Source organism: Klebsiella planticola (genome assembly GCF_000783935.2).
GTDB classification, from domain to species: Bacteria; Pseudomonadota; Gammaproteobacteria; order Enterobacterales; family Enterobacteriaceae; genus Klebsiella; species Klebsiella planticola.
The window spans coordinates 1,025,783-1,051,715 of sequence record NZ_CP026047.1; the positions used below are offsets into that span (position 1 = coordinate 1,025,783).

At 58.2% G+C, this 25,933-nt stretch carries 24 protein-coding genes, 2 pseudogenes and 1 riboswitch; of the genes and pseudogenes, 16 read left to right on the forward strand and 10 right to left on the reverse strand.

The features are described from left to right. Positions 1 to 41 precede the first annotated feature (41 nt). Complete coding sequence (ygiD, locus tag MC50_RS04885) at positions 42 to 833, reverse strand: 4,5-DOPA-extradiol-dioxygenase (RefSeq protein WP_032690676.1); 792 nt, start codon at positions 831 to 833, stop codon at positions 42 to 44. 194 nt (positions 834 to 1,027) lie between these two features. On the opposite strand from ygiD, the gene zupT reads away from it, so the two are divergent. Beyond that, positions 1,028 to 1,798, forward strand: a complete 771-nt coding sequence (zupT, locus tag MC50_RS04890) for a zinc transporter ZupT (protein WP_032697551.1) — start codon at positions 1,028 to 1,030, stop codon at positions 1,796 to 1,798. A 57-nt stretch (positions 1,799 to 1,855) separates the two neighbouring features. Here the strand turns inward: zupT and ribB are convergent, their stop codons facing one another. Further along, positions 1,856 to 2,509 (reverse strand): 3,4-dihydroxy-2-butanone-4-phosphate synthase, encoded by a 654-nt coding sequence (gene ribB, locus MC50_RS04895; RefSeq protein WP_032690674.1) that lies wholly within the window; start codon positions 2,507 to 2,509, stop codon positions 1,856 to 1,858. 105 nt (positions 2,510 to 2,614) lie between these two features. Beyond that, a riboswitch (FMN riboswitch) is annotated at positions 2,615 to 2,766 on the reverse strand. A gap of 120 nt (positions 2,767 to 2,886) precedes the next feature. On the opposite strand from ribB, the gene ubiK reads away from it, so the two are divergent. Continuing rightward, complete coding sequence (ubiK, locus tag MC50_RS04900; RefSeq protein ID WP_004867791.1) at positions 2,887 to 3,156, forward strand: ubiquinone biosynthesis accessory factor UbiK; 270 nt, start codon at positions 2,887 to 2,889, stop codon at positions 3,154 to 3,156. Positions 3,157 to 3,187: 31 nt separating this feature from the next. On the opposite strand, the gene glgS is transcribed toward ubiK, so the two are convergent. The 4 genes from glgS to MC50_RS04920 form a co-directional block, all read right to left on the reverse strand. Then, positions 3,188 to 3,397 carry a cell surface composition regulator GlgS gene (gene glgS / locus MC50_RS04905; protein WP_046853439.1) on the reverse strand — a complete coding sequence of 70 codons (210 nt, stop codon included), beginning with the start codon at positions 3,395 to 3,397 and terminating at the stop codon, positions 3,188 to 3,190. 262 nt (positions 3,398 to 3,659) lie between these two features. Beyond that, entirely contained in the window at positions 3,660 to 5,093 is a 1,434-nt protein-coding gene (gene hldE / locus MC50_RS04910) for a bifunctional D-glycero-beta-D-manno-heptose-7-phosphate kinase/D-glycero-beta-D-manno-heptose 1-phosphate adenylyltransferase HldE (RefSeq protein WP_015585701.1), read from the reverse strand. Positions 5,094 to 5,151: 58 nt separating this feature from the next. Further along, complete coding sequence (gene glnE / locus MC50_RS04915) at positions 5,152 to 7,989, reverse strand: bifunctional [glutamate--ammonia ligase]-adenylyl-L-tyrosine phosphorylase/[glutamate--ammonia-ligase] adenylyltransferase (protein WP_165457258.1); 2,838 nt, start codon at positions 7,987 to 7,989, stop codon at positions 5,152 to 5,154. Positions 7,990 to 8,010: 21 nt separating this feature from the next. Then, positions 8,011 to 9,309: a CYTH domain-containing protein gene (locus tag MC50_RS04920; protein WP_047663510.1), complete on the reverse strand. Its 1,299-nt coding sequence runs from the start codon at positions 9,307 to 9,309 to the stop codon at positions 8,011 to 8,013. 214 nt (positions 9,310 to 9,523) lie between these two features. Here MC50_RS04920 and MC50_RS04925 point away from each other — a divergent pair, with 214 nt between their 5' ends. Both MC50_RS04925 and MC50_RS04930 read left to right on the forward strand, forming a co-directional pair. Continuing rightward, positions 9,524 to 10,144 (forward strand): TIGR04211 family SH3 domain-containing protein, encoded by a 621-nt coding sequence (locus tag MC50_RS04925; RefSeq protein ID WP_004867804.1) that lies wholly within the window; start codon positions 9,524 to 9,526, stop codon positions 10,142 to 10,144. Between the two features lie 61 nt (positions 10,145 to 10,205). Then, positions 10,206 to 11,447: a multifunctional CCA addition/repair protein gene (locus MC50_RS04930; RefSeq protein WP_047663511.1), complete on the forward strand. Its 1,242-nt coding sequence runs from the start codon at positions 10,206 to 10,208 to the stop codon at positions 11,445 to 11,447. Between the two features lie 27 nt (positions 11,448 to 11,474). Here the strand turns inward: MC50_RS04930 and bacA are convergent, their stop codons facing one another. Together bacA and folB are read right to left on the reverse strand one after the other, a co-directional pair. After that, complete coding sequence (gene bacA / locus MC50_RS04935; RefSeq protein ID WP_004867807.1) at positions 11,475 to 12,296, reverse strand: undecaprenyl-diphosphate phosphatase; 822 nt, start codon at positions 12,294 to 12,296, stop codon at positions 11,475 to 11,477. Positions 12,297 to 12,504: 208 nt separating this feature from the next. Continuing rightward, a pseudogene (gene folB / locus MC50_RS04940) lies at positions 12,505 to 12,898 on the reverse strand (bifunctional dihydroneopterin aldolase/7,8-dihydroneopterin epimerase). 230 nt (positions 12,899 to 13,128) lie between these two features. Between folB and plsY the strand changes: the two are divergent. After that, the gene (gene plsY, locus MC50_RS04945; protein WP_032697633.1) at positions 13,129 to 13,749 is read left to right on the forward strand and encodes a glycerol-3-phosphate 1-O-acyltransferase PlsY; all 621 of its coding nucleotides are present in this window, start codon (positions 13,129 to 13,131) and stop codon (positions 13,747 to 13,749) included. A 213-nt stretch (positions 13,750 to 13,962) separates the two neighbouring features. Continuing rightward, positions 13,963 to 15,429: an MFS transporter gene (locus MC50_RS04950; protein WP_047663512.1), complete on the forward strand. Its 1,467-nt coding sequence runs from the start codon at positions 13,963 to 13,965 to the stop codon at positions 15,427 to 15,429. Between the two features lie 67 nt (positions 15,430 to 15,496). On the opposite strand, the pseudogene MC50_RS28795 reads toward MC50_RS04950, so the two are convergent. Further along, a pseudogene (locus MC50_RS28795) lies at positions 15,497 to 15,583 on the reverse strand (short-chain dehydrogenase); the annotation flags it as partial. On the opposite strand from MC50_RS28795, the gene MC50_RS04955 reads away from it, so the two are divergent. From MC50_RS04955 to MC50_RS04990, 8 genes are all read left to right on the forward strand, one after another. Further along, complete coding sequence (locus tag MC50_RS04955; RefSeq protein WP_032697546.1) at positions 15,573 to 16,397, forward strand: urease accessory protein UreD; 825 nt, start codon at positions 15,573 to 15,575, stop codon at positions 16,395 to 16,397. The pseudogene MC50_RS28795 and the gene MC50_RS04955 sit on opposite strands and share 11 nt — an antisense overlap. 9 nt (positions 16,398 to 16,406) lie before the next feature. Beyond that, entirely contained in the window at positions 16,407 to 16,709 is a 303-nt protein-coding gene (locus MC50_RS04960) for an urease subunit gamma (protein WP_004867816.1), read from the forward strand. Positions 16,710 to 16,718: 9 nt separating this feature from the next. Then, the gene (locus MC50_RS04965) at positions 16,719 to 17,039 is read left to right on the forward strand and encodes an urease subunit beta (protein WP_032697545.1); all 321 of its coding nucleotides are present in this window, start codon (positions 16,719 to 16,721) and stop codon (positions 17,037 to 17,039) included. Continuing rightward, positions 17,032 to 18,735 carry an urease subunit alpha gene (ureC, locus tag MC50_RS04970; protein WP_032697544.1) on the forward strand — a complete coding sequence of 568 codons (1,704 nt, stop codon included), beginning with the start codon at positions 17,032 to 17,034 and terminating at the stop codon, positions 18,733 to 18,735. Before MC50_RS04965 ends, ureC begins: the two co-directional genes overlap by 8 nt. 9 nt (positions 18,736 to 18,744) lie before the next feature. Then, positions 18,745 to 19,275 carry an urease accessory protein UreE gene (ureE, locus tag MC50_RS04975; RefSeq protein WP_052135772.1) on the forward strand — a complete coding sequence of 177 codons (531 nt, stop codon included), beginning with the start codon at positions 18,745 to 18,747 and terminating at the stop codon, positions 19,273 to 19,275. Further along, the gene (locus tag MC50_RS04980) at positions 19,276 to 19,950 is read left to right on the forward strand and encodes an urease accessory protein UreF (RefSeq protein ID WP_047663513.1); all 675 of its coding nucleotides are present in this window, start codon (positions 19,276 to 19,278) and stop codon (positions 19,948 to 19,950) included. Positions 19,951 to 19,958: 8 nt separating this feature from the next. Beyond that, positions 19,959 to 20,573, forward strand: coding sequence for an urease accessory protein UreG (gene ureG / locus MC50_RS04985; protein WP_032690662.1), 615 nt, complete (start codon positions 19,959 to 19,961; stop codon positions 20,571 to 20,573). Positions 20,574 to 20,728: 155 nt separating this feature from the next. Continuing rightward, the gene (locus MC50_RS04990; protein WP_032690661.1) at positions 20,729 to 22,336 is read left to right on the forward strand and encodes a purine-cytosine permease family protein; all 1,608 of its coding nucleotides are present in this window, start codon (positions 20,729 to 20,731) and stop codon (positions 22,334 to 22,336) included. A 42-nt stretch (positions 22,337 to 22,378) separates the two neighbouring features. On the opposite strand, the gene tsaD is transcribed toward MC50_RS04990, so the two are convergent. After that, positions 22,379 to 23,392: a tRNA (adenosine(37)-N6)-threonylcarbamoyltransferase complex transferase subunit TsaD gene (gene tsaD / locus MC50_RS04995; protein ID WP_004867835.1), complete on the reverse strand. Its 1,014-nt coding sequence runs from the start codon at positions 23,390 to 23,392 to the stop codon at positions 22,379 to 22,381. A gap of 349 nt (positions 23,393 to 23,741) precedes the next feature. Between tsaD and rpsU the strand changes: the two genes are divergently transcribed. Both rpsU and dnaG read left to right on the forward strand, forming a co-directional pair. Then, positions 23,742 to 23,957, forward strand: coding sequence for a 30S ribosomal protein S21 (gene rpsU / locus MC50_RS05000; protein WP_001144069.1), 216 nt, complete (start codon positions 23,742 to 23,744; stop codon positions 23,955 to 23,957). 176 nt (positions 23,958 to 24,133) lie between these two features. Next, positions 24,134 to 25,879, forward strand: a complete 1,746-nt coding sequence (gene dnaG, locus MC50_RS05005) for a DNA primase (protein WP_032690660.1) — start codon at positions 24,134 to 24,136, stop codon at positions 25,877 to 25,879. Positions 25,880 to 25,933 lie beyond the last annotated feature (54 nt).

Consider the following 25,933-nt stretch of genomic DNA (forward strand, 5'->3'; position numbering starts at 1 on the left):
CCCGGCAGCGCTGACGCCTGCCGGGGTTTTTCCGCTATCTTCTACGCCCCAATCAGCACCGACAGCATGCTCAGCGATCCCATCTCCATCCCTTCCACCGGAATAGATATCGGCTCTTCGCCGTCCCAGGTACCCAGAACGTAGAGCAGCGGCAGGAAGTGCTCCGCCGTCGGATTAGAAAGCGATCCGCCCTCATGCGCCAGATAGTTCACCAGCGGATGCTCTGCAGCCGGTCCCTTCCAGCTCAGGTTGGTTTTGACGTAGTCATTAAATGATTCCGCCCACGGGTAAGGCGTGCTCTCGCCATGCCAGCGTGCCGTTCTCAGGTTATGCACCACGTTACCGCTCGCCACCAGCATGATGCCTTCATCACGTAGCGCGGTCAGCTTGCGCCCCATCTCCAGATGCCAGGCTGCCGGTTTGGTGCTGTCGATGCTCAACTGCACCATCGGGATGTCCGCATCGGGATACATTTTTATCAGCACGCCCCATGATCCATGATCGAAGCCCCAGGCTTCTTTATCCAGGGTCACAGGCACCGGCGCCAGCAGCTCAACCAGACGCTGCGCCAGTTCAGGTGAACCAGGAGCCGGGTAATGCGTATCGTACAGCGCCTGCGGGAAGCCGCCAAAATCGTGGATCGTCTTCGGCGTTTCCATGGCCGTTACCCCGGTACCGCGAGTAAACCAGTGCGCAGAAACCACAACGATAGCTTTTGGCCGCGGCAATGTTTCGCCCAGCTGCCGCCAGGCGCGGGTATAGATGTTATCTTCCAGCACGTTCATCGGGCTGCCGTGGCCTAAAAACAACGCTGGCATTCGGGTACGGGACATGGTGATATCCTTAAACAGAGGAATTGTGATGCCTTCACATTACGCGTTTTTGCGTCAGGATAAACTCAGATAAGCATGATGATGATCGTCAGAAAATTTGAATGTAATTCGCTGTAAAGGGTCGCATCTCCCTCTCGTCGTGAGCTGATAATCTGGATATCATTAATGATAATCATTATCAAAGGAAATGAATAATGTCGTCACCCTTAATATTGACGCTGCTGGCGGGTAGCGCCACATTCATCGGGGCTATTTTTGGCGTGCTGGGCCAGAAGCCATCCAACCGGCTGCTGGGATTCTCCCTGGGCTTTGCCGCGGGCATCATGCTGCTTATCTCACTGATGGAGATGCTGCCCGCTGCGCTGAACGCGGAGGGCATGTCGCCGCTGCTCGGTTACGGTATGTTTGTCATCGGCCTGCTGGGCTACTTTGCGCTCGACCGTATGCTGCCCCACGCGCATCCACAGGATCTCATGTCGCCAGGTATGCCGCGTCCGCGTAACCTCCGCCGAACCGCAATGTTATTGACTCTGGGCATCAGCCTGCACAACTTCCCGGAAGGGATCGCCACCTTTGTAACGGCCAGTAATAACCTTGAGCTGGGCATGGGCGTCGCGCTGGCGGTCGCTTTACACAATATTCCCGAGGGGCTGGCGGTGGCCGGCCCGGTTTATGCCGCCACCGGTTCACGGTATAAGGCCGTACTCTGGGCCGGGCTTTCCGGTATGGCGGAGATTCTCGGCGGCCTGCTGGCCTGGCTGATCCTCGGAAGCCTGGTGTCACCCGTCATGATGGGCGCCATCATGGCAGCCGTTGCCGGGATCATGGTGGCGCTGTCGGTCGATGAGCTAATGCCGCTGGCAAAAGAGATCGATCCGCAGAGCAACCCAAGCTATGGCGTACTGTGCGGCATGTCGGTGATGGGATTAAGTCTGGTTGCGCTGCAGGCAATGGGCATTGGCTGATGGCAAAAACAACAAAGCCCACGCAGAGGTGGGCTTTGCTATGACGCGGGGCCAGAATCAGCTGGCTTTGCGCTCATGTTCGCGGCGATAGGCCACCAGATCTTCAATGGTCACCACGGCCATATTATGCTTCTGCGCGAACGCAATGCACTCCGGCGCGCGCGCCATCGTACCATCGTCGTTGGTCAGTTCACACAGCACGCCAGCCGGCTTAAAGCCCGCCAGCGTCACCAGATCGATGGTCGCTTCAGTATGACCACCGCGGGTCAGCACGCCGCCCGGCTGCGCACGCAGCGGGAAGACATGGCCTGGACGGTTGAGATCAGAAGGTTTAGCGCCGTCGGCAATGGCCGCGCGCACGGTGGTCACGCGGTCAGCGGCGGAAACACCGGTGGTGACGCCTGCTGCAGCTTCGATGGTCACGGTAAAGCCGGTGCCGTATGCGCTGGTGTTGTTTTCCACCATCATCGGCAGGTCAAGCTGCTTACGGCGTTCATCGGTCAGGCACAGGCAGACAATGCCGCTGCCGTGGCGAATGGTCAGCGCCATCTGCTCAACGGTCATGGTTTCGGCGGCGAAAATCATGTCGCCTTCGTTTTCACGGTCTTCATCATCAAGCACCATCACACCGCGGCCTTCGCGCAGTGCATTTAAAGCGTGTTCCACACGTTCAAAAGCGGTACCAAAAGAGGAAAGGAGCGTCTGATTCATGGTAAATAAACCTCATTAAAATTATGGTTACCAGAATCAGGGCAGTCTTAGGAGCGCCGGTTTAGCGGCAAAAGTCAACGCAAGCGGATCGAAACCCGACTGAGCCGTTACTCTCTCCCATCCGGACTTTAACCGTCGGCCCCGGAATTACACCGGATCTGCTGACCTTTCTGCTTTCACAGAAAGCGCTCGCGGGCTTTCAACGCTATGGTTGATTTACCGCCGGTGGGGAATTTCGCCCCGCCCTGAGAATAAGCGAGATCACTATAACGCTATTGATTATCATCGGCAATGCATAAGCTTCAAACATTTCTGGTTTATAGGTAGCGTCGATCGCACTACAATGAGCGATAAATCGACCAGAGCAGGAAACCACCATGATTGACCCGAAAAAAATTGAACAAATCGCCCGCCAGGTCCATGAATCGATGCCGAAAGGCCTTCGCGATCTTGGGGAAGATGTCGAGAAAAAGATCCGTCAGGTACTCCAGTCGCAGCTGACCCGCCTGGATTTGGTCAGTCGCGAAGAGTTTGATGTGCAGACGCAGGTGCTGCTGCGCACCCGCGAAAAACTGGCGCTGCTGGAGCAGCGAATCAGCGATCTGGAAAGCCGCGCGGCCGCCCCGACCGTCGAAGAAAAGCAGTAAAAAACAACGGGCCGTCAGGCCCGTTGTTGTATCAGTGTTCCAGCTCTGGCTCCGACGCCGCCTCTTCACTGACCTGACGGCAGTAGAGCTCATACCGTTGGCAAAACCATTCACGCTGAGCTTCATCCATATTGCCGACAATGGCCTGCAGATCAACGGCATGACCTTGTGCATACATTCTGGCGAAACTCAGGGCCAGAAAATCAAAGTTCTTCATTGAATACAGTTCGTGATGATTCATCCGCATACTCCTTCAGCCGTGTGTGTTCTGATTGGTCATATGCTTTCTACTGACTTCAGTATTTATACTTACGCTAACGCTTTCTGTACGAAAAATGCGCTCAGATCGCCTGTTTATTGCGCTGAATCATCTCTGTCATCAATAAATAAGAAAAGCCGGCGATCTTACGATCGTCGGCTTTCTTTGTCGGGCGTTATCCGGGGTTCTTCAGCCGCACGATACGCAGCCCCGATCTCCCAGAACGCCCGCCCGGCGTCACAAATTACTTCCCGCTGTCTTTCTGGATCTTCTTAATGATGTTGGTCGTAGAGCAACCATCTTCAAAGTTCAGCACCAGAACGTCGCCGCCGTTCGCCCAGACTTCCTCGCTACCCGCGATATCTTCCGGCTTATAGTCGCCGCCTTTGACCAACAGGTCCGGCAGAATGCCGGCGATGAGGCGCTGCGGCGTATCCTCTTCAAATGAGACGACCCAGTCGACGGCTTCCAGCGCGCCGAGCACAATCATGCGCTGCTCCAGCGGGTTAACCGGACGAGACTCGCCTTTCAGACGTTTGGTCGACGCATCGCTGTTGACCGCAACGATCAGCCGATCGCCGAGCTTACGCGCATTAGCCAGATAAGAAACGTGGCCCGCATGCAGAATGTCAAACACGCCGTTGGTCATCACCACTTTCTCGCCGCGCTTACGCGCCGCCGCAACGGCCTGTTTCAGCTCGTCTTCGTTCATCACGCCGAACCCGGTCTCCGCGCGCCCGCGCACGGCGTTTTCCAGCTCGATAGGTGACACGGTGGATGTCCCCAGCTTGCCGACCACCACGCCAGCCGCCGCGTTGGCAAAGTAGCACGCCTCTTCCAGAGTGTTGCCGGAGGCGAGCGTCGCCGCCAGCACGCCAATCACCGTATCGCCGGCACCGGTGACGTCATACACTTCTTGCGCCTGAGTCGGCATATGCAGCGGCGGACGGCCCGGCTGCAACAACGTCATCCCCTGCTCGGAGCGGGTCACCAGCAGTGCGGAGAGTTCGAAATCCGCAATAATTTTCAGGCCGCGTTCGACAATGTCGGCTTCGTCTTTGCACTTACCTGCTACGGCTTCGAATTCGGAGAGGTTCGGCGTCAGCAGCGTGGCGCCGCGATAGCGTTCAAAATCGGTGCCTTTCGGATCAATCAGCACCGGTACGCCGGCATCGCGCGCCAGCTTAATCATGGTCTGCACGCTAGCCAGCGCGCCTTTTGCATAATCGGACAACACCAGCGCCCCAATGGTACCCAGCGCCTGCTGAATACGGTCATGCATCGGCTGCGGATCGACGCCGGAGAATCCCTCTTCGAAATCCAGGCGAATCAGCTGCTGGTTGCGCGACAGCACGCGCAGCTTGGTGATGGTCGGGTGAGTCGGCACGGAGACGAAATCGCACTTCACGTTGACATCCGCCAGCGCCTTACTGAGCGCACGCGCGGCGTCATCAATCCCGGTCAGGCCGACCAGACGGGAAGTCGCACCGAGAGAGGCGATGTTCATCGCCACGTTTGCCGCACCGCCGGGACGCTCTTCGATATTTTCCACCTTGACCACCGGTACCGGGGCTTCGGGGGAAATACGGCTGGTGGGACCATACCAGTAGCGGTCCAGCATGACATCGCCAACCACCAACACTCCTGCACGTTCAAACTCCGGCAGCGTTACTTTCATGACTCTCTCCTGCGAGATACAAACTTTGCGCGCGATAATAGCACACCCGGTTTTTTAGTTAAGCCATCAACCACTTCTGCCAGCTGGCGCTCACCTGCTGACGTTCATGGGTAAAGGCGTCCGGGGCGACGTTCCCCGGCTGTTCCTGCAAGGCCAGATGATGCAGCGCATCGCGCAGCGTGGTGTACGCATGGGTCAACGCCCGCGCTTCTTCATCATCCATAATGTCGTTTTGCGCCAGCAGTTCCAGAATGCGCACGTTATCAGACCAGCGCGTCAGCTTCGGTTTATCGTGCGCATAGCGTAGGACCAGATACTGGGTAATAAATTCAATGTCGGTAATGCCCCCGGCATCGGCTTTAATATCAAAGCGATCCCGGTGCTTATTGCCGAGATGCGCGCGCATCTTCTCCCGCATTTCCCGTACTTCGGTCTGCAGCGTCTCCCCTTCACGCGGGGTGCTGAGAATATCGCGCCGGATAGTATCAAAACGCACCTGCAGCTCAGGATCGCCATAGACCACGCGGGCGCGCACCAGGGCCTGATGTTCCCAGGTCCAGGCTTCATTTTTCTGATAATCGGCAAACGCATCGGTCGTGGTGACCAGCATACCCGCGGCGCCGGAGGGACGTAAGCGAGCATCCACTTCGTACAGAATCCCCGAGGACGTGCGGGTGCTGAAGAGGTGCATAATGCGCTGAGCCAGGCGCAGATAGAACTGGCGCCCGTCGATTTCGCGCTCCCCGTCGGTCATCACCTCCATCGGACAGTCATGCAGGAACACCAGGTCAAGGTCAGAACTGTAGCCCAGCTCCCAGCCCCCCAGTTTACCGTAGCCGACGACCGCAAAACCACGCCCCTGACGGTCATGCAGGTGCGTCGGCTGGCCATAACGCGCCACCATCTGCATCCACGCCTGCTGGACCACCGCATCAATCATCGCTTCGGCCAACCAGGTTAAGTGATCGCTCACTTTCATCACCGGCAGCGTACCGGCGATATCGGCAGCGGCAATATGCAGCAGCTGTGCCTGCTTAAACTGGCGCAGCGCCTCCAGCTGCTGCTCTTCGTCCTCTTCCGGCACGCGCAGCAGATACTGGCGCAGCTCATCGCGATAGGCATCGGTCGCCGTCGGTTGATAGAGGGTATTGGGATCCAGCAGTTCATCCAGCAGCAGCGGATGGCGCGCCAGCTGACTGGCAACCATCGGCGAGGCGGCGCAGAGGCTAATCAGATGTTTCAACGCGCCGGGAAACTCGCTGAGCAATTCCAGATAGGTGGTTCGGGTGACGATACCGGTCAACAGCGGCGTAATCCGCGCCAACGGCACCGGCGCATCGGCCCGCGAGCACACCTCGCTGAGCAGATGCGGCATCAGTTGATCCAGCACCTGGCGCCCGCGCGGGCCGATAGTGCGTTTATCCAGCTCTTTACGGAAATCGGCAATCAGCGCCAGCACGCTGCGACGGTCGTCATCCGCAAGATGGGCCAGCGCCGGGCTGGCGTCATCCTCTTCCAGCGCATCCTGCCACAGCTCGCGCCAGTACTCCTCCAGCTGCTCATCCGGTGATTGCGTTTCATCATCGCCAATCAGCTCGTTGAACACCCGCCGTACGCTGGCCATTTTCTCTTCCAGCTGCGCGGTCAGCGTTTCCCAGTCATCAACATGCATCCCCCACGCCAGGCGAGCGCGATTAAGCGCATCCTGTGGCAGAGTTTGCGTCTGCTCGTCATTGATGCTTTGCAGCAGGTTTTCCAGGCGACGTAAGAACAGGTAGGCATCACGCAACCGGGCGGCATCGCCTTCCGGCAGCAGGTGCAGCTCATCGATCGCCGCCAGCGTCGGAAGCAGCGCCCGCAGCTGGAGCGCCGGTTCGCGTCCGCCGCGGATCAGCTGGAAGACCTGTACGATAAATTCGATTTCGCGGATCCCGCCCGCACCGAGCTTGATATTGTCCTTCAGCCCGCGACGACGAACTTCACGGGCAATCATCCCCTTCATGTTACGCAGCGACTGGATCACGCTGAAGTCGATGTAGCGACGGAAGACGAACGGCCGCAGCATGGCGCGCAGTTCGTTGGCGTAGGTGCCTTCGTTATCGCCCATGATCCGCGCTTTGACCATCGCGTAGCGCTCCCAGTCGCGCCCTTGTTCCTGATAGTAATCTTCCAGCGCGGCAAAGCTCAGCACCAGCGGCCCGCTGTCGCCGAAGGGGCGCAGGCGCATATCAACGCGATAAACAAAGCCATCCTGCGTCGGCTGATCGAGAACTTTAATCAGCCGCTGGCCGAGGCGAGTAAAGAACTGCCCGTTATCCAGCTCGCGGCGCCCGCCGCGGGTTGAGCCATGTTCTGGCCAGGCAAAAATCAGATCGATGTCCGACGAGAAATTGAGTTCGCCTCCGCCCAGTTTCCCCATCCCGAGGATCAGCAGCGGCTGCGCTTTACCTTCGGCACTGGAAGGGGTTCCCCACTCGTTACAGCAGGCGCTGTATAGCCAGTCGCGGGCGGCGACAATCAGCGTCTCCGCCAGCGCGCTTAGCTGCTGCAAACTGCTCTCTTCACTGACCAGCGACAGCGCCTGTGCCCAAGCGATGCGCACCATGATCCGGCGGCGAAACAGGCGCAGCTCACGCATTAGCGCCGCTTCGTCGTTGACCCCGGCCAGGGCGGCCTGTAGCCAGTCGGCATAGTGACGCCACTCCTGCGCCTCGGGGGGCGAGTTTTCAAGCTCGGCCAGCCACTGCGGCTGCGCCACCAGACTCTGCTGGACGAAATCGCTGAACGCCATCACCGACTGCGCCTGCGGACTTAGTGTGGATAATGGAAAATCCGCCGGCAGTCGGTCTACAACCGTCTGCCAGTGCTGCTGTAACTGTGAAGAAAGCGGCATTATAGGGGTCTCCCTGGCCTGAAATTATCGTTTTCCACTATGCAGCCAGAATGGCTCCGCGGCCAGCGCCTGGCGGCGGAAATATTCAATGACGCTACGATCTTTGTGCTCAATCGCACGACGGACTTCCAGCCAGTTCTCCAGCCAGGAGGCAGCAGCATCGGCATAGGCGCCGGCAAGCAGCTGAATACAGTCAATGTCGCGGGCCAGACGCGGCAGCTGGCCGTCGTAATCGTCCCCCAGCGTCTGCTGAAACGCATTTTTTAACTCCGCCGCCGCCCGCGAAAGCTGGATATCGGCGAAACGTTTAAAAGAGCCGGCGATCTTCTTCTGCGCGTTCTCATTTAAAAAGGCGCGCCAGCTGCGGCTCACCAGCCATTCGGTCAAGGCGAGCTTCGCGCTGACTGCGGCAATGCTGAACAGCGCCGACGGATCCTTGCCGGCCTCCGTCAGGACAGCTTCCGCTTCAGCGAGCTGTTCGCGCAGCTGCGCGGTGGCCTTACGCGGCACGATGCCGCCAAACAGCACCAGCGCATGACGTACCCGGGCAATGGCGCGGAGGATTTCTCCTTTTGCCATCGGATTACCGCGGCTCCAGACCTCATCATGATAGAGCCAGTGCGCCAGCGCGTTTTCCAGCGACGCCTCCAGCCCCTGTTCTACGCTGGCTTTTGGCGCCACCTGCAGAACGCCGAATGGCTGCACCGGGCGCGCTTCATTACCCTGGGCAAGATGGTAGCCGCGCGCCGCTTTGCTGAGACTTCCCTGGCGCAGCACGCCGGTTTCCAGCAGAAGACGGGCGAGCGCCAGCACATCCTCCGTCTTGCCAGAGAGCAGTTCCAGCTCCAGCTCGCAAATCGCCTCCTGATGCTCAGGGGTTTTCACCTCCCCGCGATCGAGCGCGATTTCAATCTGGCTCTCTCCTTCGCTGAGCACCCATTTTTCACGTTCAAAATCGGTACTGAACAACGGCTGTACGTTTTGCGCCAGCTCCGTGGGCAGTTCGCCCTGCGGCCAGACTTCGGCAGGAAGGCGTTCCAGCGCCAGTTCCGGGCTTTCCAGCGGGATGTTGAATTCCGGACGCTGATGCAATCCGCCCACCACGCGCCCGGCGATTTTCAGGGTCATTTCATACCGACCGCGATCGCCACGGATGCGCAGCCCCATATCGTGACGGCGCAGCCAGTTATCCGCCGTTTCATAGTAAATATTGAGCAATTGACCCGCAGGCGTGTGCTGGGCATTAAGCGCGTTAAGGTGCTGGCGCAATGTTTCCACGCCGCTGTCGGAGACGATAAATTTTAATTCGATTTCTTGAGCCATGACTGAATTCTTCCGCTTCTTTGCGCTGCCGGGAAAATACGGCGAACTATCGCCGATATTTTTTGTCAGTAGATAGTATTTTGCGGCGATTCTCCATGCAATGCGCATTTTGCCGGGCCACCTCCCGGATGTTTCCGATTGTGGCAGAAAACTTTGCGTCGCTATGGCGATGCCACTACTATCGTTCAACTTTTTATGATCAAACGATGACCTGATGCCAAAATTACGCCTTATCACTTTTACTTTGCTGGCGCTCAGCGCCGCCACGGCGGTTCATGCAGAAGAAAAACGCTATGTTTCTGATGAACTGAACACCTGGGTTCGCACGGGGCCGGGCGATAATTATCGTCTTCAGGGCACCATTAACGCCGGGGAAGAAGTTTCTCTGCTGCAGACCAATGACAGCACCGGTTATGCCCAGATCCGCGACGGCAACGGCCGTACCGCCTGGATTCCGCTGAAAGAGCTGAGCACCGAGCCCAGCCTGCGCACCCGCGTGCCGGATCTGGAAAATCAGGTGAAAACCCTGACCGACAAGCTGAATAACATCGACACCACCTGGAATCAGCGCACCGCCGACATGCAGAAAAAGGTCGCCGGCAGCGATACCGTTATCAACGCGCTGAAAGACGAAAACCAAAAGCTGAAAAACGAGCTGGTTGTCGCCCAGAAGAAGGTGAATGCCGCGAATCTGCAGCTGGATGATAAGCAGCGCACCATTATCATGCAGTGGTTTATGTACGGCGGCGGCGTGCTTGGCGTCGGACTGCTGCTCGGTCTGGTGCTGCCGCATCTGGTCCCGAGCCGTAAACGTAAAGACCGGTGGATGAACTAATTCGTCTTCTCTGCCAGACTTACGTATCATCTTGAGCAAAGTGGATACGGGAGAGTCAGGCGTGAAGATTTATCTGGTCGGTGGTGCAGTTCGGGATGCGTTATTAGGGCTACCGGTCAAAGACAGAGATTGGGTCGTGGTGGGTGCCACGCCTGAGCAGTTGCTTGATGCGGGCTACCAGCAGGTAGGCCGCGATTTCCCCGTATTTCTGCACCCGAAAAGCCGGGAAGAGTATGCTCTGGCACGTACTGAGCGTAAATCGGGTGCCGGCTACACCGGTTTTACCTGCTATGCCGCCCCGGACGTCACGCTGGAACAGGATCTGCTGCGCCGCGATCTGACGGTCAATGCGCTGGCTCAAGATATCGATGGCCTGATTATCGATCCCTACGGCGGCCAGGCCGATTTGCGTCTGCGCCTGCTGCGCCACGTCTCACCCGCCTTCAGCGAAGACCCGCTGCGCGTTCTGCGCGTGGCGCGCTTCGCCGCCCGCTATGCCCACCTGGGCTTTCGTATTGCCGACGAAACCATGGCGCTGATGCGTGCCATGGCCGACGCCGGCGAACTGGCGCATCTGACGCCGGAACGCGTCTGGAAGGAGACGGAAAACGCCCTTGGCACCCGTAATCCTCAGGTCTTTTTCCAGACCTTGCGCGACTGCCACGCGCTCGGCGTGCTGTTCCCGGAAATTGACGCGCTGTACGGCGTTCCGGCACCGGCTAAATGGCACCCGGAAATCGACACCGGTGTACATACGCTGATGACCCTGACGATGGCGGCAATGCTGTCGCCGGAAATTGACGTTCGCTTTGCAACGCTATGCCACGATCTCGGCAAAGGGCTGACGCCAAAAGCGCTCTGGCCGCGCCACCACGGCCACGGTCCGGCAGGCGTCAGGCTGGTCGAGCAGCTCTGCGCCCGCCTGCGCGTGCCGAACGACATTCGCGATCTGGCGAAGCTGGTCGCCGAATTCCACGACCTGATTCATACCCTGCCGATACTGCAGCCCAAAACGCTGGTCAAACTGTTTGATAATATCGACGCCTGGCGTAAGCCGCACCGGGTCATGCAAATCGCCTTAACCAGTGAAGCGGATGTGCGCGGACGTACCGGATTCGAAGCCCGCGATTATCCGCAGGGACGCCTGCTGCTTGAAGCCTGGGAGATAGCCCAATCGGTCTCTACAAAAGAGGTGGTTGCTCAGGGCTTTAAAGGGCCGGAGATTCGTGAGGAGCTGACGCGGCGCCGCATTCTGGCCGTCGCGAAGTGGAAGGAAGAGCGCTGCCCTCAGCCTTGCGACTGAGGGCCCGGTTTTACCGGCGCTTCAAACTCAGAAGAAGATAACGTAAACCACTGCCGCGACGACAAAACGGTAGATGGCAAACGGGATAAACGAGATACGTTTAATCAGCTGCAGGAAGGTTTTAATCGCGATCAGCGCCACGATGAACGCCATAATAAAGCCGACGGCAAACATCGGAATATCGCTGGCGTTGAGGAAACCGATGCTCTTATACACATCCAGCACGGTCGCCCCCATCATCATCGGCACCGCCAGCAGGAAGGAGAACTCTGACGCCGCATAGCGGCTTACGCCCATCAGCATCCCACCGGAAATGGTCGCACCGGAGCGAGAGAAGCCGGGCCACAGCGCCAGGCACTGGAAGCAGCCGATGATAAATGCCTGACGATAGGTCATATCATCAATGCCGACGGCACGCGGCTGTTTTGGCTTCAGCACTTCCGCCGCGATCAGCAGCAAGCCACCCACGATCAGCGCATACATGACGTTGACCGGGTTGAACAACGATTTGATGGTATCGTGGAACAACAGGCCCAGCACCACCGCCGGAACCATCCCGAGTAAAATATGAATCAGCGATAAACGGCCGCTTCCCTGGCCTTCATGTTCCGGTGGTTTACCGAAATGAATACCGATCAGACCAAACAGACGACGCCAGAACATGACGACAACAGCAAGAATAGAACCTAACTGAATGACCACCTCAAAAGTATTTGCCGTCTCGCCTTCAAAACCCAGAAGATGGCCGACAATAATCATATGGCCAGTACTGGAAACAGGTAAAAATTCCGTTAACCCTTCAACCACACCCAATATTGCCGCCACCAGCAGCGAGTGTATATCGCTCATCCAATAAACCCTTTAAAAGTAAAATGAAAAAACCAGATACGCTGAACCATTCCATCAGGTGATATTGATGCGGCCAGTCTGGAGACGGACGGCGCAGGAAACCGGAGCGTACACGGAGTACGCGTAAATTTCGAGTGCTGTCCTGACCCTGAGCGGCAATTAAATATCCCGATAGCCGGATCCTGTGACCGGTATAAACTCAATTTGTTTAACGAGTATGACCTGAAAAGTTTTGTTTCAGATTAAGGCTACGTCCGACTGCGCTCGATAATCACGCCCACGTTTGCCGCCCGGGCAACGGCGCCCGGTTTGCTGACTTTAATCCGCACCCACGGCGAGGGAAATTTTTCCAGCAGCAGATCGGCAATCTCTTCCGCGACGCGTTCAACCAGCGCAAAACGCCCGCCTTCAACGTGACCAATCACCAGCTCGCTGATATCAGCATAGCTGAGGCAATCATTGACATCATCACTGCTCGCCGCTTTGCGGTTGTCCCACGCCATTTCGATATCGAACACCAGCTTCTGTTCAATGGTTTGTTCCCAGTCGTAAACACCGATAGTGGTGATTACCGAAAGTTGCTCTATAAATACAATATCCATCACGACCTGCCTGCTTTTTGGCTAAACCGGATACCACTTCCGGCGAATTATGCGTATTATCCACAGATGCAAAGACATCCCCTAAATAATTCGTATTGCAGGAAAGCAGCGGCGCAGCAAGCGTTCTGGCTCAATGCACGCTCCGATGACGGCACGAAAGAAGCGCGCCAGCGCATCAGCGACGCGAAGGAGAGCGGGGACAAAATGACATTTTCAAAATGGAACAGCTGATGAGTGCAATCGCGCCTGGACTGGTTATCCTTGCCTACCTCTGCGGCTCAATTTCCAGCGCCATTCTGGTGTGTCGTCTCGCTGGCCTGCCCGACCCTCGCGATAGCGGTTCCGGCAATCCTGGGGCGACAAACGTACTACGAATTGGCGGCAAGGGAGCAGCCGTAACGGTTCTTATTTTTGATGTGCTCAAAGGCATGCTGCCCGTCTGGGGTGCCTGGGCGCTCGGCCTGACGCCTTTCTGGCTGGGCCTGGTCGCCATTGCGGCCTGCGTAGGCCATATCTGGCCGGTATTCTTTAACTTCCGCGGTGGTAAAGGCGTGGCGACCGCTTTCGGCGCAATCGCCCCCATCGGCTGGGATTTGACCGGCGTGATGGCGGGTACCTGGCTGCTGACCATCCTGCTCAGCGGCTATTCGTCGCTGGGGGCTATTGTCAGCGCGCTGATTGCCCCCTTCTACGTCTGGTGGTTCAAACCGCAGTATACCTTCCCGGTCTCTATGCTCTCCTGCCTGATTCTGCTGCGCCATCACGACAATATTCAGCGTCTGTGGCGCCGCCAGGAAACCAAAATCTGGTCCCGACTGAAAAAGAACAAAAAAACGCCTGAGCAGAAATAATCTTGCGCCCGGTGGCTCACGCCGGGCCCCCTTTATCCCGACATTCTCTCTAAATTGCCCTTTTTGGCAGCCAATCATTCTGAACCCACCGCTCAGCAAAAGATAATCATTTCACAACAATCACTTAGCTATGTCTTATAACCAAAAATAATTTATCCCTGCCTGCCACGATGTTTACTCTGAATCCTTTATAAAACAGCACAGAACAACATCATGACAGACGTAATCAACGCGGATCCGGTCGCAGCGGCGGGATCGCCTGGCGGGGAAGTACAGTGGATACGCGGCGCGGCCGATGTATCGCGTTTAATTAATGAGGGCAGCAGCGGGCGCAATAATGCGCGTATCGTCATGGGTATCGCCCTCGGCGGTATTTTTCTTGACGCCTACGATCTGGGCTCCCTGGCCTTCGGCCTGAAAGATATTACCCGCGAGTTCAATCTGACCCCTGCCGGTACCGGAATGGTGGCATCGGCCATCACCTTCGGGGCAATCGTCGGCGCGCTGCTGGGCGGCTACCTGACGGATAAAATCGGCCGCTACCGCGTCTTTATGGCCGATATGCTGTTTTTTGTGGTGGCCGCGATCGCCTGCGCGCTGGCCCCCAACGAATATGTGCTGACCGGCGCCCGTTTTGTCATGGGCCTCGGCGTCGGTATCGATCTGCCGGTGGCGATGGCCTTCCTGAGCGAGTTCTCAAAGCTTAAGGGGCCGGGCAACAAAGCGGCCAGCGTCGCCATGTGGTGCCCGACGTGGTATGCCGCTATCAGCATCTCGTATCTGCTGGTGCTCTTGTTCTACGCCATGCTGCCAGAAAGCCACAGCGACTGGCTATGGCGGCTGATTCTGGGCTTCGGCGCGGTACCTGCGCTGGTGATTATCGCCATTCGCAGCCGCTATATGAGCGAATCACCGGTGTGGGCCGCCAATCAGGGCAACCTGCGCGACGCCGCCGCCATTCTCCGCAAGGCCTATAACATCAACGCCCACGTGGCGCAGGACGCGCTGGATAACCCGACGCCGGTGGTGAAAAAAGCGCAGTGGAGCAACTATTTCCGTCTGTTCCAGGGCGTCTATCTGCGGCGAACCACCCTCGCCACGCTGCTGTCGGTGGTCTCTTCCTTTGCCTATAACGCCGTCGCCTTCGGCCTGCCGGTGATCATCTCCAGCTTCTTTGTTCAGTCGATGCTGACCACGATTGTGATCTCGCTGGCGCTGAATCTGCTCTTCGCCTTTGTCGGCGGTCTGCTGGCGGTTCGGCTGGTGCCGCGTTTAGGGGCCTGGAAGATGTCGCTGGCGGGCTACAGCTGCCAGCTGGCGGCGCTGCTGGGGCTGGCGCTGATCGGCCGTCCGCACGGCGCGGGCGAAGGCATCGCGGCCGTGGCGATGCTGGCGCTGTTCCTGTTCGGCCAGGGGTTTGGCCCCGGCGCCCACACCATGACCTTTGCCTCGTTGAGCTATCCGACCTCACTGCGCGGCGTCGGCGTTGGCCTGAATCAGACCCTGATGCGCAGCAGCTCAACCCTGTCGCTGTTCCTCTTCCCGCTGCTGGTTGCAGCCCTGGATACCCAGGTCTTTTGGATTATCGCCGCCGCGCCGCTGATTGGCCTGCTGTCGCTGCTCGCGATTCGCTGGGAACCGTCGGGTTATGACATTGACGCCGAGGATTATCAGGCGTAATAATCTTTTCGCTAAACGGCCGCCGCTCAGGCGGCTGTTTTCTTGTTTTTAATTCATAAGCTTTTCATATGATCGAGATACTTTCGCGCCGATCAATACTCATCGCTGCTGTTTTATCTTGATTTTGCAGGGGCGTAACAACATTGCACAGCACCGTGTTACCAGAGAATAAAAAAGGCTGGCAGGCTACGCTGGACCTTCATTTTCAACATCGCGGCGGCAAAACGGTACTCACCTCCGCCCGTCATGTCGGTCCGCTCACCGTCCAGCGTCCCTTTTACCCCGAAGACGATACCTGTCATCTCTATTTACTCCACCCGCCGGGCGGGATCGTTGGAGGCGACGAGCTAACGATTCGCGCCGCTCTCGATAGCGGCTGCCACACGTTAATCACCATGCCCGGCGCCAGTAAATTTTACCGCAGCAGCGGCGCGCAGGCCCATTTACATCAGCGCCTGACGCTGGCGGAACGCTCGACGCTGGAGTGGTTGCCGCAGGACGCGATTTTCTTTCCGGGCGCCCGGGCCAGTCTGCACACCGCCTTTCATCTTTGCGCCTCCAGCACGCTGCTGGCCTGGGATCTGCTGTGCCTTGGCCGCCCGGTCATCGGCGAAAACTTTAGCCATGGCGCCCTCAGCAACCGTCTTGAAGTATGGATGGATGATGCTCCGCTGCTGATCGAACGCCTGCACCTGGCCGACGGGCGTCTGGCCAGCGTGGCGCAATACCCGTGGGTCGGTACTCTGCTGTTCTATCCCGCCAGCGAAGCCCTGCTTGACGGCGTGCGGGAACGACTCACAACGCTAGGAAATTATGCCGGCGCCACGCTGACTGACGGCCTGCTGACGGTGCGCTTTTTAAGTGACGATAACTTACTTTGCCAGCGGGCGATGCGTGATATCTGGCGCTTTATGCGCCCGCATCTGACCGGAAAGTCCCCGGTCCTTCCCCGAATCTGGTTGACCTGAGAGAACGCTATGGAACTGACCCCCAGAGAGAAAGACAAGCTGCTGTTGTTTACCGCCGCGCTGGTGGCGGAACGTCGCCTGGCCCGCGGCCTGAAGCTGAACTACCCGGAAGCCGTGGCCTTAATCAGCGCCTTTATTATGGAAGGCGCCCGCGACGGTAAAAGCGTGGCGGCGCTGATGGAAGAAGGCCGCCACGTGTTAAGCCGCGAGCAGGTCATGGAAGGCGTACCCGAAATGATCCCCGACATCCAGGTCGAGGCCACCTTCCCGGATGGCTCGAAGCTGGTCACCGTCCACAACCCGATTATCTGAGGTTTCGCGATGATCCCAGGTGAATACAAGGTGCAACCCGGCCAGATAGCTCTGAACGTTGGCCGCGCCACCCGCAGCATTATCGTTGAGAATCATGGCGACCGGCCGATTCAGGTTGGCTCGCATTACCATTTTGCCGAGGTCAACCCGGCGCTGAAATTTGATCGGGCGCAAGCCACCGGCTACCGCCTGAACATCGCCGCTGGCACCGCGGTCCGCTTTGAGCCGGGGCAAAAACGTGAAGTGGAGCTGGTCGCGCTCGCCGGTCGTCGCGCGGTATACGGCTTTCGCGGCGAGGTGATGGGGAATCTGGAGGCAAACAATGAGTGATATTTCACGTCAGGCTTATGCTGACATGTTTGGCCCCACCACCGGCGATAAAGTGCGCCTGGCGGACACCGAACTGTGGATCGAGGTCGAAGACGATCTGACCACCTACGGCGAAGAGGTCAAGTTCGGCGGCGGCAAGGTCATCCGTGACGGTATGGGCCAGGGGCAAATGCTCGCTGACGACTGTGTCGATCTGGTGCTGACCAATGCGCTGATCGTCGATCACTGGGGGATCGTTAAAGCCGATATCGGCATCAAAGACGGGCGGATCCTGGCGATCGGCAAAGCGGGCAATCCCGATATCCAGCCTGGCGTCAATATCCCCATTGGCGCGGCGACGGAAGTGATTGCCGCCGAAGGCAAAATAGTCACCGCCGGCGGCGTCGATACCCATATCCACTGGATCTGTCCGCAGCAGGCGGAAGAGGCGCTGGTCTCCGGCGTCACCACCATGGTCGGCGGCGGCACCGGCCCGGCCGCGGGGACGCATGCCACCACCTGCACGCCGGGTCCGTGGTACATCTCGCGGATGCTGCAGGCGGCAGACAGTCTGCCGGTGAATATCGGTCTGCTGGGCAAAGGCAACGGCTCGAACCCGGACGCGCTACGCGAACAGGTCGCGGCAGGCGTTATCGGCCTGAAAATTCATGAAGACTGGGGCGCCACGCCGGCAGCCATCAACTGCGCGCTGACGGTTGCCGACGAAATGGATATTCAGGTGGCGCTGCACAGCGATACCCTGAACGAATCCGGCTTTGTGGAAGATACGCTGGCGGCGATCGCCGGACGAACCATCCACACGTTTCATACCGAAGGGGCCGGCGGCGGCCATGCGCCGGATATTATTACCGCCTGCGCACACCCCAATATTTTGCCCTCTTCAACCAACCCGACGCTGCCCTATACCGTCAACACCATCGACGAACATCTGGATATGCTGATGGTCTGCCACCATCTCGATCCGGATATCGCCGAAGATGTGGCGTTTGCCGAATCGCGTATCCGCCGGGAAACCATCGCGGCAGAAGATGTTCTGCACGATCTCGGCGCCTTCTCGCTGACATCGTCTGATTCGCAGGCGATGGGCCGCGTCGGCGAAGTCGTTCTGCGTACCTGGCAGGTCGCGCATCGGATGAAGGTCCAGCGCGGGCCGCTGGCGGAAGAACGCGGCGATAACGACAACTTCCGCGTGAAGCGCTATATCGCCAAGTACACCATTAATCCGGCTCTGACCCACGGTATCGCCCATGAAGTCGGATCGATTGAAGTCGGCAAGCTGGCGGATCTCGTGCTGTGGTCCCCGGCGTTTTTCGGCGTTAAGCCCGCCACGGTGATCAAGGGCGGGATGATCGCCATTGCACCGATGGGCGACATCAACGCCTCGATTCCGACGCCGCAGCCGGTGCACTACCGTCCGATGTTCGGCGCGCTGGGCAGCGCTCGCCATCACTGTCGCCTCACCTTCCTGCCGCAGGCGGCGGTCGACAGCGGCGTGGCGCAACGTTTGAATCTGCAGAGCGCCACGGCGGTAGTGAAAGGCTGCCGGACGGTACAAAAGACCGACATGATCCATAACGGCCTGCAGCCCAATATCACCGTCGACGCGCAAACCTATGAAGTGCGCATCGATGGCGAGCTGATTACCAGCGAACCGGCAGATGTCCTGCCGATGGCGCAACGTTATTTTCTGTTTTAAGGAGTCCGGATGCTCTATCTGACCCAACGAGTGGATTCACCTGGCAAACTGACCGCCAGCCTTACGCTACCGATCGATGTACGGGTGAAAAGTCGTATCAAAGTCACCCTCAACGATGGTCGCGAAGCCGGTTTGTTGTTGCCGCGCGGCCTGCTGCTACGCGGTGGGGATGTGCTCAGCAATGAAGACGGCAGCGAATTTGTGCAAATTATCGCCGCAGATGAAGGCGTGTCCGTGGTGCATTGTGACGATCCGTTCACGCTGGCGAAAGCCTGCTATCACCTCGGTAACCGCCACGTTCCGCTGCAAATCATGCCCGGAGAGCTGCGCTATCACCACGACCATGTGCTGGACGATATGCTGCGCCAGTTCGGCCTGGAGGTCACTTTCGCCCATCTGCCGTTTGAACCGGAAGCCGGCGCCTACGCCAGCGAAAGCCACGGCCATAGCCACGGTCATAGTCACGATCATAGTCACGATCATGGCCACGATCATGGCCACGATCATGGCCACGATCATCATCACGAGCACAGTCACTAAATGCCAACGTCGGAAAAACGCCTGCGGTTGATGCAGCTGGCCAGCAGCAACCTCCCGGTCGGCGGCTATAGCTGGTCGCAAGGGCTGGAGTGGGCGGTGGAAGCGGGCTGGGTGCCCGATGCCGCCGCTTTTGAACGCTGGCAGCTGCAGCAGATGGAACAGAGCTTTTTTACCGTCGATCTTCCTCTGTTCGCCCGGCTGTATCGGGCATGCGAAAACGACGATCTGCCGTCAGCACAGCGCTGGACCACCTGGCTGCTCGCCTGTCGTGAGACCCGCGAACTGCGTGAAGAAGAGCGTAATCGCGGCGCGGCCTTTGCCCGCCTGCTGGCCGACTGGCAGCCGGATTGCCCGCCGGCGTGGCGCGTTTTGTGTCGGCAAAGTCAGCTCGCCGGCATGGCGTGGCTCGGCGTACGTTGGCAAATCGCACTTCCCGACCTGGCGCTGAGCCTTGGCTACAGCTGGATCGAGAGCGCGGTCATGGCCGGCGTTAAGCTGGTTCCTTTCGGCCAGCAGGCGGCCCAGCAGCTGATTTTACGCCTGTGCGATCGCTACGCGGCGGATATGACCTGCGCCCTTGCGGCGCCGGATAGCGCGATAGGTTCATCCACGCCGCTGGCCGCCATTGCTTCTGCCCGGCATGAAACCCAGTATTCCCGATTATTCCGTTCCTAGGAGAGAGTATGCATAACTACAAACACCCGCTGCGCGTCGGCGTCGGCGGCCCGGTCGGTTCCGGGAAAACGGCCCTGCTGGAAGCGCTGTGTAAAGCCATGCGTGACAGCTGGCAGTTAGCCGTCGTCACCAACGACATCTACACCAAAGAAGATCAGCGTATTCTCACCGAAGCGGGCGCTCTGGCGCCGGAGCGCATCGTCGGCGTCGAAACCGGCGGATGTCCACATACCGCGATCCGCGAAGACGCGTCGATGAACCTGGCGGCGGTAGAAGCGCTGAGCGAAAAGTTCGGCAACCTCGATCTGATCTTCGTTGAAAGCGGCGGCGATAACCTGAGCGCCACCTTCAGTCCGGAGCTGGCGGACCTGACCATCTACGTCATTGACGTTGCGGAAGGGGAAAAGATCCCGCGCAAAGGCGGACCGGGGATCACGAAGTCGGACTTCCTGGTGATCAACAAAACCGACCTTGCACCGTATGTGGGCGCATCGCTGGAGGTGATGGAGCGCGATACGATGCGTATGCGCGGCGACCGCCCGTGGACCTTTACCAACCTGAAAAGCGGCGATGGCCTGAACAACATCATCGCTTTCCTTGTCGACAAAGGCATGCTGCGCTAAGCGTCCCTGCACCATCCGGGCGCACCTGCGTCCGGATGGTGCACATCCTGCCCCCTCTTTATTCATCCCCGCCCCGCCAGCGCCCGCCGCAGCTGTTCTACGAAGTGGCATAAGGTTTGCTAATTCCTGTCATGCCTGATCATTAAGGAATGACTATGTCATCACTGGATATTAAAACTGAGTTACCTGCCCAGACCGGGACATCCGGCTCCAGAGAAACCCTGGAAGACTATACACTCCGCTATGCTCCGCTGAGCTTCCGCCGCTGGGGACCCGGCGTCGTCGCCGTGACCGCGCTGGGCGGTATCGCCTATCTGGCGGACTTCTCCATCGGCGCCAGCATCGGCATGGCATGGGGCACCACCAACGCGATTTACGCCATCCTGCTGGCGGCGCTGGTGATCTTCCTCACCGGGATCCCGCTGGCGATTACCGCCGCCCGCTATAACATCGATCTCGACTTAATCACCCGCAGCGCCGGATTCGGCTATTTTGGTTCGGTCATCACCAGCATTATCTTCGCAGGCTTCACCTTTATCTTCTTCGCCCTTGAAGGCTCGATTATGGCCCAGGGGCTGCTGGTTGGATTAGGGATCCCGCTGTGGATGGGCTATCTCATCGCCACCCTGATGGTGCTGCCGCTGGTCGTTTACGGTATGAAAGCCCTGACCCGCCTGCAGGTGTGGACCACGCCGCTGTGGCTGGTGCTGATGGTGGTGCCGGTGGCCTGGCTGATTGCCAAAGACCCGGCGCTGGTGGACGGCTTTATGCACTTCGCCGGCAAGAATAACGCGGCGCAGGTTGATTTAACTGCCATTATGCTCGGCGCCGGCGTCTGCCTGTCGCTGATTATGCAGATCGGCGAGCAGATCGATTACCTGCGCTTTATGCCGCCGAAAACGGCAGAGAACAGCAAAAGCTGGTGGCTGGCGGTCTTTTCCGCAGGCCCAGGCTGGGTGATATTAGGCGCAATTAAGCAGATCATCGGCGCCTTCCTCGGCTTCTATCTGCTGACCCGCTTCCCGGCGGTGCACAATACCGAACCGGTACAGCAGTTCGTCAGCGTCTTTGATAACCTGGTACCCGGCTGGCTGGCGTTAACCCTGGCCGTCGTGCTGGTGGTCATTTCACAGATTAAAATCAACGTCACCAACGCCTATTCTGGCTCGCTGGCGTGGACCAGCGCCTGGACGCGCACCACCAAACGCTATCCGGGGCGGATTATCTTCGTCATCGTCAACCTCGCCATCGCGCTGGCGCTGATGGAGGGCGATATGTTCAGCGCGCTGTCGTGGATTCTTGGTTTCTACTCTAACTTTGCCATTGCCTGGGTGGTGGTGGTTGCCACCGATATCACCGTCAACAAAGGCCTGCTCAGGCTCGCCCCGGCGCAGCCAGAATATCGTCGCGGAATGATCTACAACGTTAACCCGGTGGGCGTGGTTTCGTTTGCTCTGGCGGCCGGGCTCTCCATCTGCGCCTTCTTCGGTCTGCTCGGCGCCACGCTGGCACCCTTCTCGCCGCTGATTGCGCTGGTCGTGGCGCTGGTGATGACACCGCTGATGGGTATCCTCACCGGCGGACGCTACTACATCAAGCAGTACGATGACGGGATTAGCGAGCCGCGCTACGACGCGCAGGGCAATGCGTCCATCACCGTTTACCAGTGCGTCAGCTGTGAAGAAGAGTACGAACGTCCGGACGTCATGCACTCGCACAAACATCAGGGCGCGATTTGCTCGCTGTGTAAAAGTATGGAGTAAAGCAGAAAGGCAGGCCGACAGAATGTCGGCCTGTGATGCAGATTACGCCGCCGGCAGTTCAGCGAGCGGCCAGCGCGGACGGACGGTCACGCCGAGATCCGGCTTAGCGCCGGTACGCAGGCGAACCATCCCGGCATAGGCGATCATCGCGCCGTTATCGGTGCAGAACTCCGGACGCGCATAGAACACTTCGCCGCCACGCTTTGCCATCATCTCCGCCAGCTTCGCGCGCAGCGTGCGGTTGGCGCTCACGCCACCGGCCATCACCAGGCGTTTAAAGCCGGTCTGCTCCAGCGCGCGACGACACTTAATCATCAGCGTATCCACCACCGCATCTTCAAACGCGCGGGCGATATCTGCACGGGTCTGCTCATCGTCATCGTTATTGCGAATGGTGTTAGCCGCAAAGGTTTTCAGGCCGGAGAAGCTGAAATCCAGACCGGGACGGTCGGTCATCGGACGGGGGAAAACAAATCGTCCTTCTTTGCCCTGAGCCGCCATCTTAGACAGCATCGGGCCGCCGGGATAATCGAGCCCCAGCAGCTTCGCGGTTTTATCAAACGCTTCTCCGGCCGCATCATCGATAGACTCGCCGAGCAGCTCGTACTGACCAATACCGGTGACGCTAATCAGCTGGGTATGGCCGCCAGAGACCAGCAGCGCCACAAACGGGAATGCGGGGGGATTATCTTCCAGCATCGGCGCCAGCAGATGCCCTTCCATATGGTGCACCGGAACCGCTGGCACGTTCCAGGCAAACGCCAGTGAACGCCCTACCGTTGCGCCGACCAGCAGCGCGCCGACCAGGCCGGGACCTGCGGTATAGGCCACGGCATCGATCTCTTTTGCCGTCAGCCCGGCCTCTTTCAACGCCGCCTGAATCAGCGGAACGGTTTTACGCACGTGGTCGCGCGAAGCCAGCTCAGGCACCACCCCGCCGTAGTCAGCATGTAATTTCACCTGACTATACAATTGATTGGCTAGCAGGCCTTTTTCGTCGTCATAAATGGCGATGCCGGTTTCATCGCAGGATGTTTCAATACCCAGTACACGCATGTCTTGTTTTACCTCGCTCTAATACCGCGCAGTTTAGGACCAATGCGGGTTGATGTATACCCTCAGCGTGCCTGGTTGGCGCAGCGAGGCAACCGGGGCGCCCCGAAAACCCGCCCGGCCGCACGTTGCCCGCCATGCGGCGCCAGAAAGGCCTGCAGGCGGCGAAGATAAAACTTTGTTCGCCCCAGGAACAACCCTCGTGTATACTCCTCACCCTTATAAAAGTCCTTTCAAAAAAGGCAGCGGTGCTTTACAAAGCAGCAGCAATTGCAGTAAAATTCCGCACCATTTTGAAATAAGCTGGCGTTGATGCCAGCAGCAAACCGAATTAATCAAAGGTGAGAGGCACATGCCGGTAATTAAAGTACGTGAAAACGAGCCGTTCGACGTAGCTCTGCGTCGCTTCAAGCGTTCCTGTGAGAAAGCAGGTGTTCTGGCGGAAGTTCGTCGTCGTGAGTTCTATGAAAAACCGACTACCGAACGTAAGCGCGCTAAAGCTTCTGCAGTGAAACGTCACGCGAAGAAACTGGCTCGCGAAAACGCACGCCGCACTCGTCTGTACTAATCTGTTGAGGGCCAACGCCCTCAATTCAGACTGAGTTGTTGTTGTAAGGCCGTGCTTCCGGAAGGAATGCGCGGCTTATTTTCGTTTATGCATTAGCAGATACACCGCATCATGAAAGAACGTATTCAGCATAGGCTGAGGCCGTCTGGTGATCGTGTGTATAGTTTACGGGGCCTATGGCTGGACGAATCCCACGCGTATTTATCAATGATCTGCTGGCGCGCACCGACATCGTCGATCTCATCGACGCGCGGGTAAAGCTCAAAAAGCAGGGCAAGAACTACCACGCGTGCTGTCCATTCCATAACGAAAAAACCCCCTCTTTTACCGTCAACGGTGAAAAACAGTTTTATCACTGCTTTGGTTGCGGTGCGCACGGTAACGCCGTCGACTTCCTGATGAACTACGACAAACTCGAGTTCGTGGAGACGGTCGAAGAGCTGGCCGCCATGCACAACCTCGAAGTGCCATACGAAGCAGGCAACGGACCGAGTCAAATAGAGCGCCATCAGCGGCAAAGTCTCTATCAATTGATGGACGGTCTGAATGCGTTTTATCAACAGTCTCTGCTGCAACCCGCCGCCGACCCTGCGCGCCAGTATCTGGCGAAACGTGGCTTAAGCAGCGAGGTCATTGCGCGCTTCGCGATTGGCTACGCCCCACCCGGTTGGGATAACGTCTTAAAACGTTTTGGCGGCAATCAAGAAAACCGCCAGTCGCTTATCGATGCCGGCATGCTGGTGACGAACGATAAGGGGCGCAGTTACGACCGCTTCCGCGAACGGGTGATGTTCCCTATCCGCGATAAGCGAGGCCGGGTGATTGGTTTTGGTGGTCGCGTGCTGGGTGATGCCCTGCCGAAATACCTTAACTCTCCGGAAACCGATATTTTCCATAAGGGCCGTCAGCTGTACGGCCTGTATGAAGCGCAGCAGGATAACGCCGAACCACCGCGTTTGCTGGTTGTCGAAGGCTATATGGACGTCGTGGCACTGGCGCAGTACGACATCAACTACGCCGTCGCGTCGCTGGGGACCTCGACCACCGCCGACCATATTCAGCTTTTGTTCCGGGCGACCAATCAGGTCATCTGCTGTTACGACGGCGACCGGGCTGGCCGCGATGCCGCCTGGCGGGCGCTGGAAACGGCACTGCCGTACATGACCGATGGTCGTCAGCTACGCTTTATGTTTCTGCCCGACGGCGAAGACCCGGATACGCTGGTGCGTAAAGAGGGGAAAGCGGCGTTTGAAGCGCGGATGGAGCAGGCTCAGCCGCTCTCCACGTTTTTGTTCAACAGCCTGCTGCCGCAGGTCGATTTGAGCACCCCGGACGGGCGCGCGCAGCTCAGTACCTTAGCGCTGCCGCTCATCACCCAGGTACCGGGCGAAACGCTGCGCATTTATTTGCGTCAGGAGCTGGGCAACAAGCTGGGGATTTTAGATGACGCTCAGCTTGAACGTTTAATGCCAAAACAGACAGAAAGTGGAGCTCCACGCCCCGCGCCGCAGCTAAAACGCACGACCATGCGTATACTGATAGGACTGCTGGTGCAAAACCCGGATTTGGCGCCGCTGGTTCCGCCTTTAGAGGGCCTGGATCAGCGCAAAATGCCCGGGCTTGGCCTGTTCAGCGAACTGGTCAAAACCTGTTTGTCTCAGCCAGGTCTGACCACCGGGCAACTTTTAGAGCAGTATCGCGGTACAAATGAGGCCGCAACCCTTGAAAAACTGTCGATGTGGGACGATATAGCAGATAAAGATATCGCGGAAAAAACCTTCACCGACGCGCTCAACCATATGTTTGATTCACTGCTCGAACTGCGGCAAGAAGAGTTGATAGCTCGCGACCGCACGCACGGTTTAAGCAGTGAAGAACGCCGGGAACTCTGGACCATCAGTCAGGAGCTGGCAAAAAAATGAATTGCACGGCTTAAGTGCCGAATATCGTTCGGGAAGCCCCCGACAGCCGCGCTG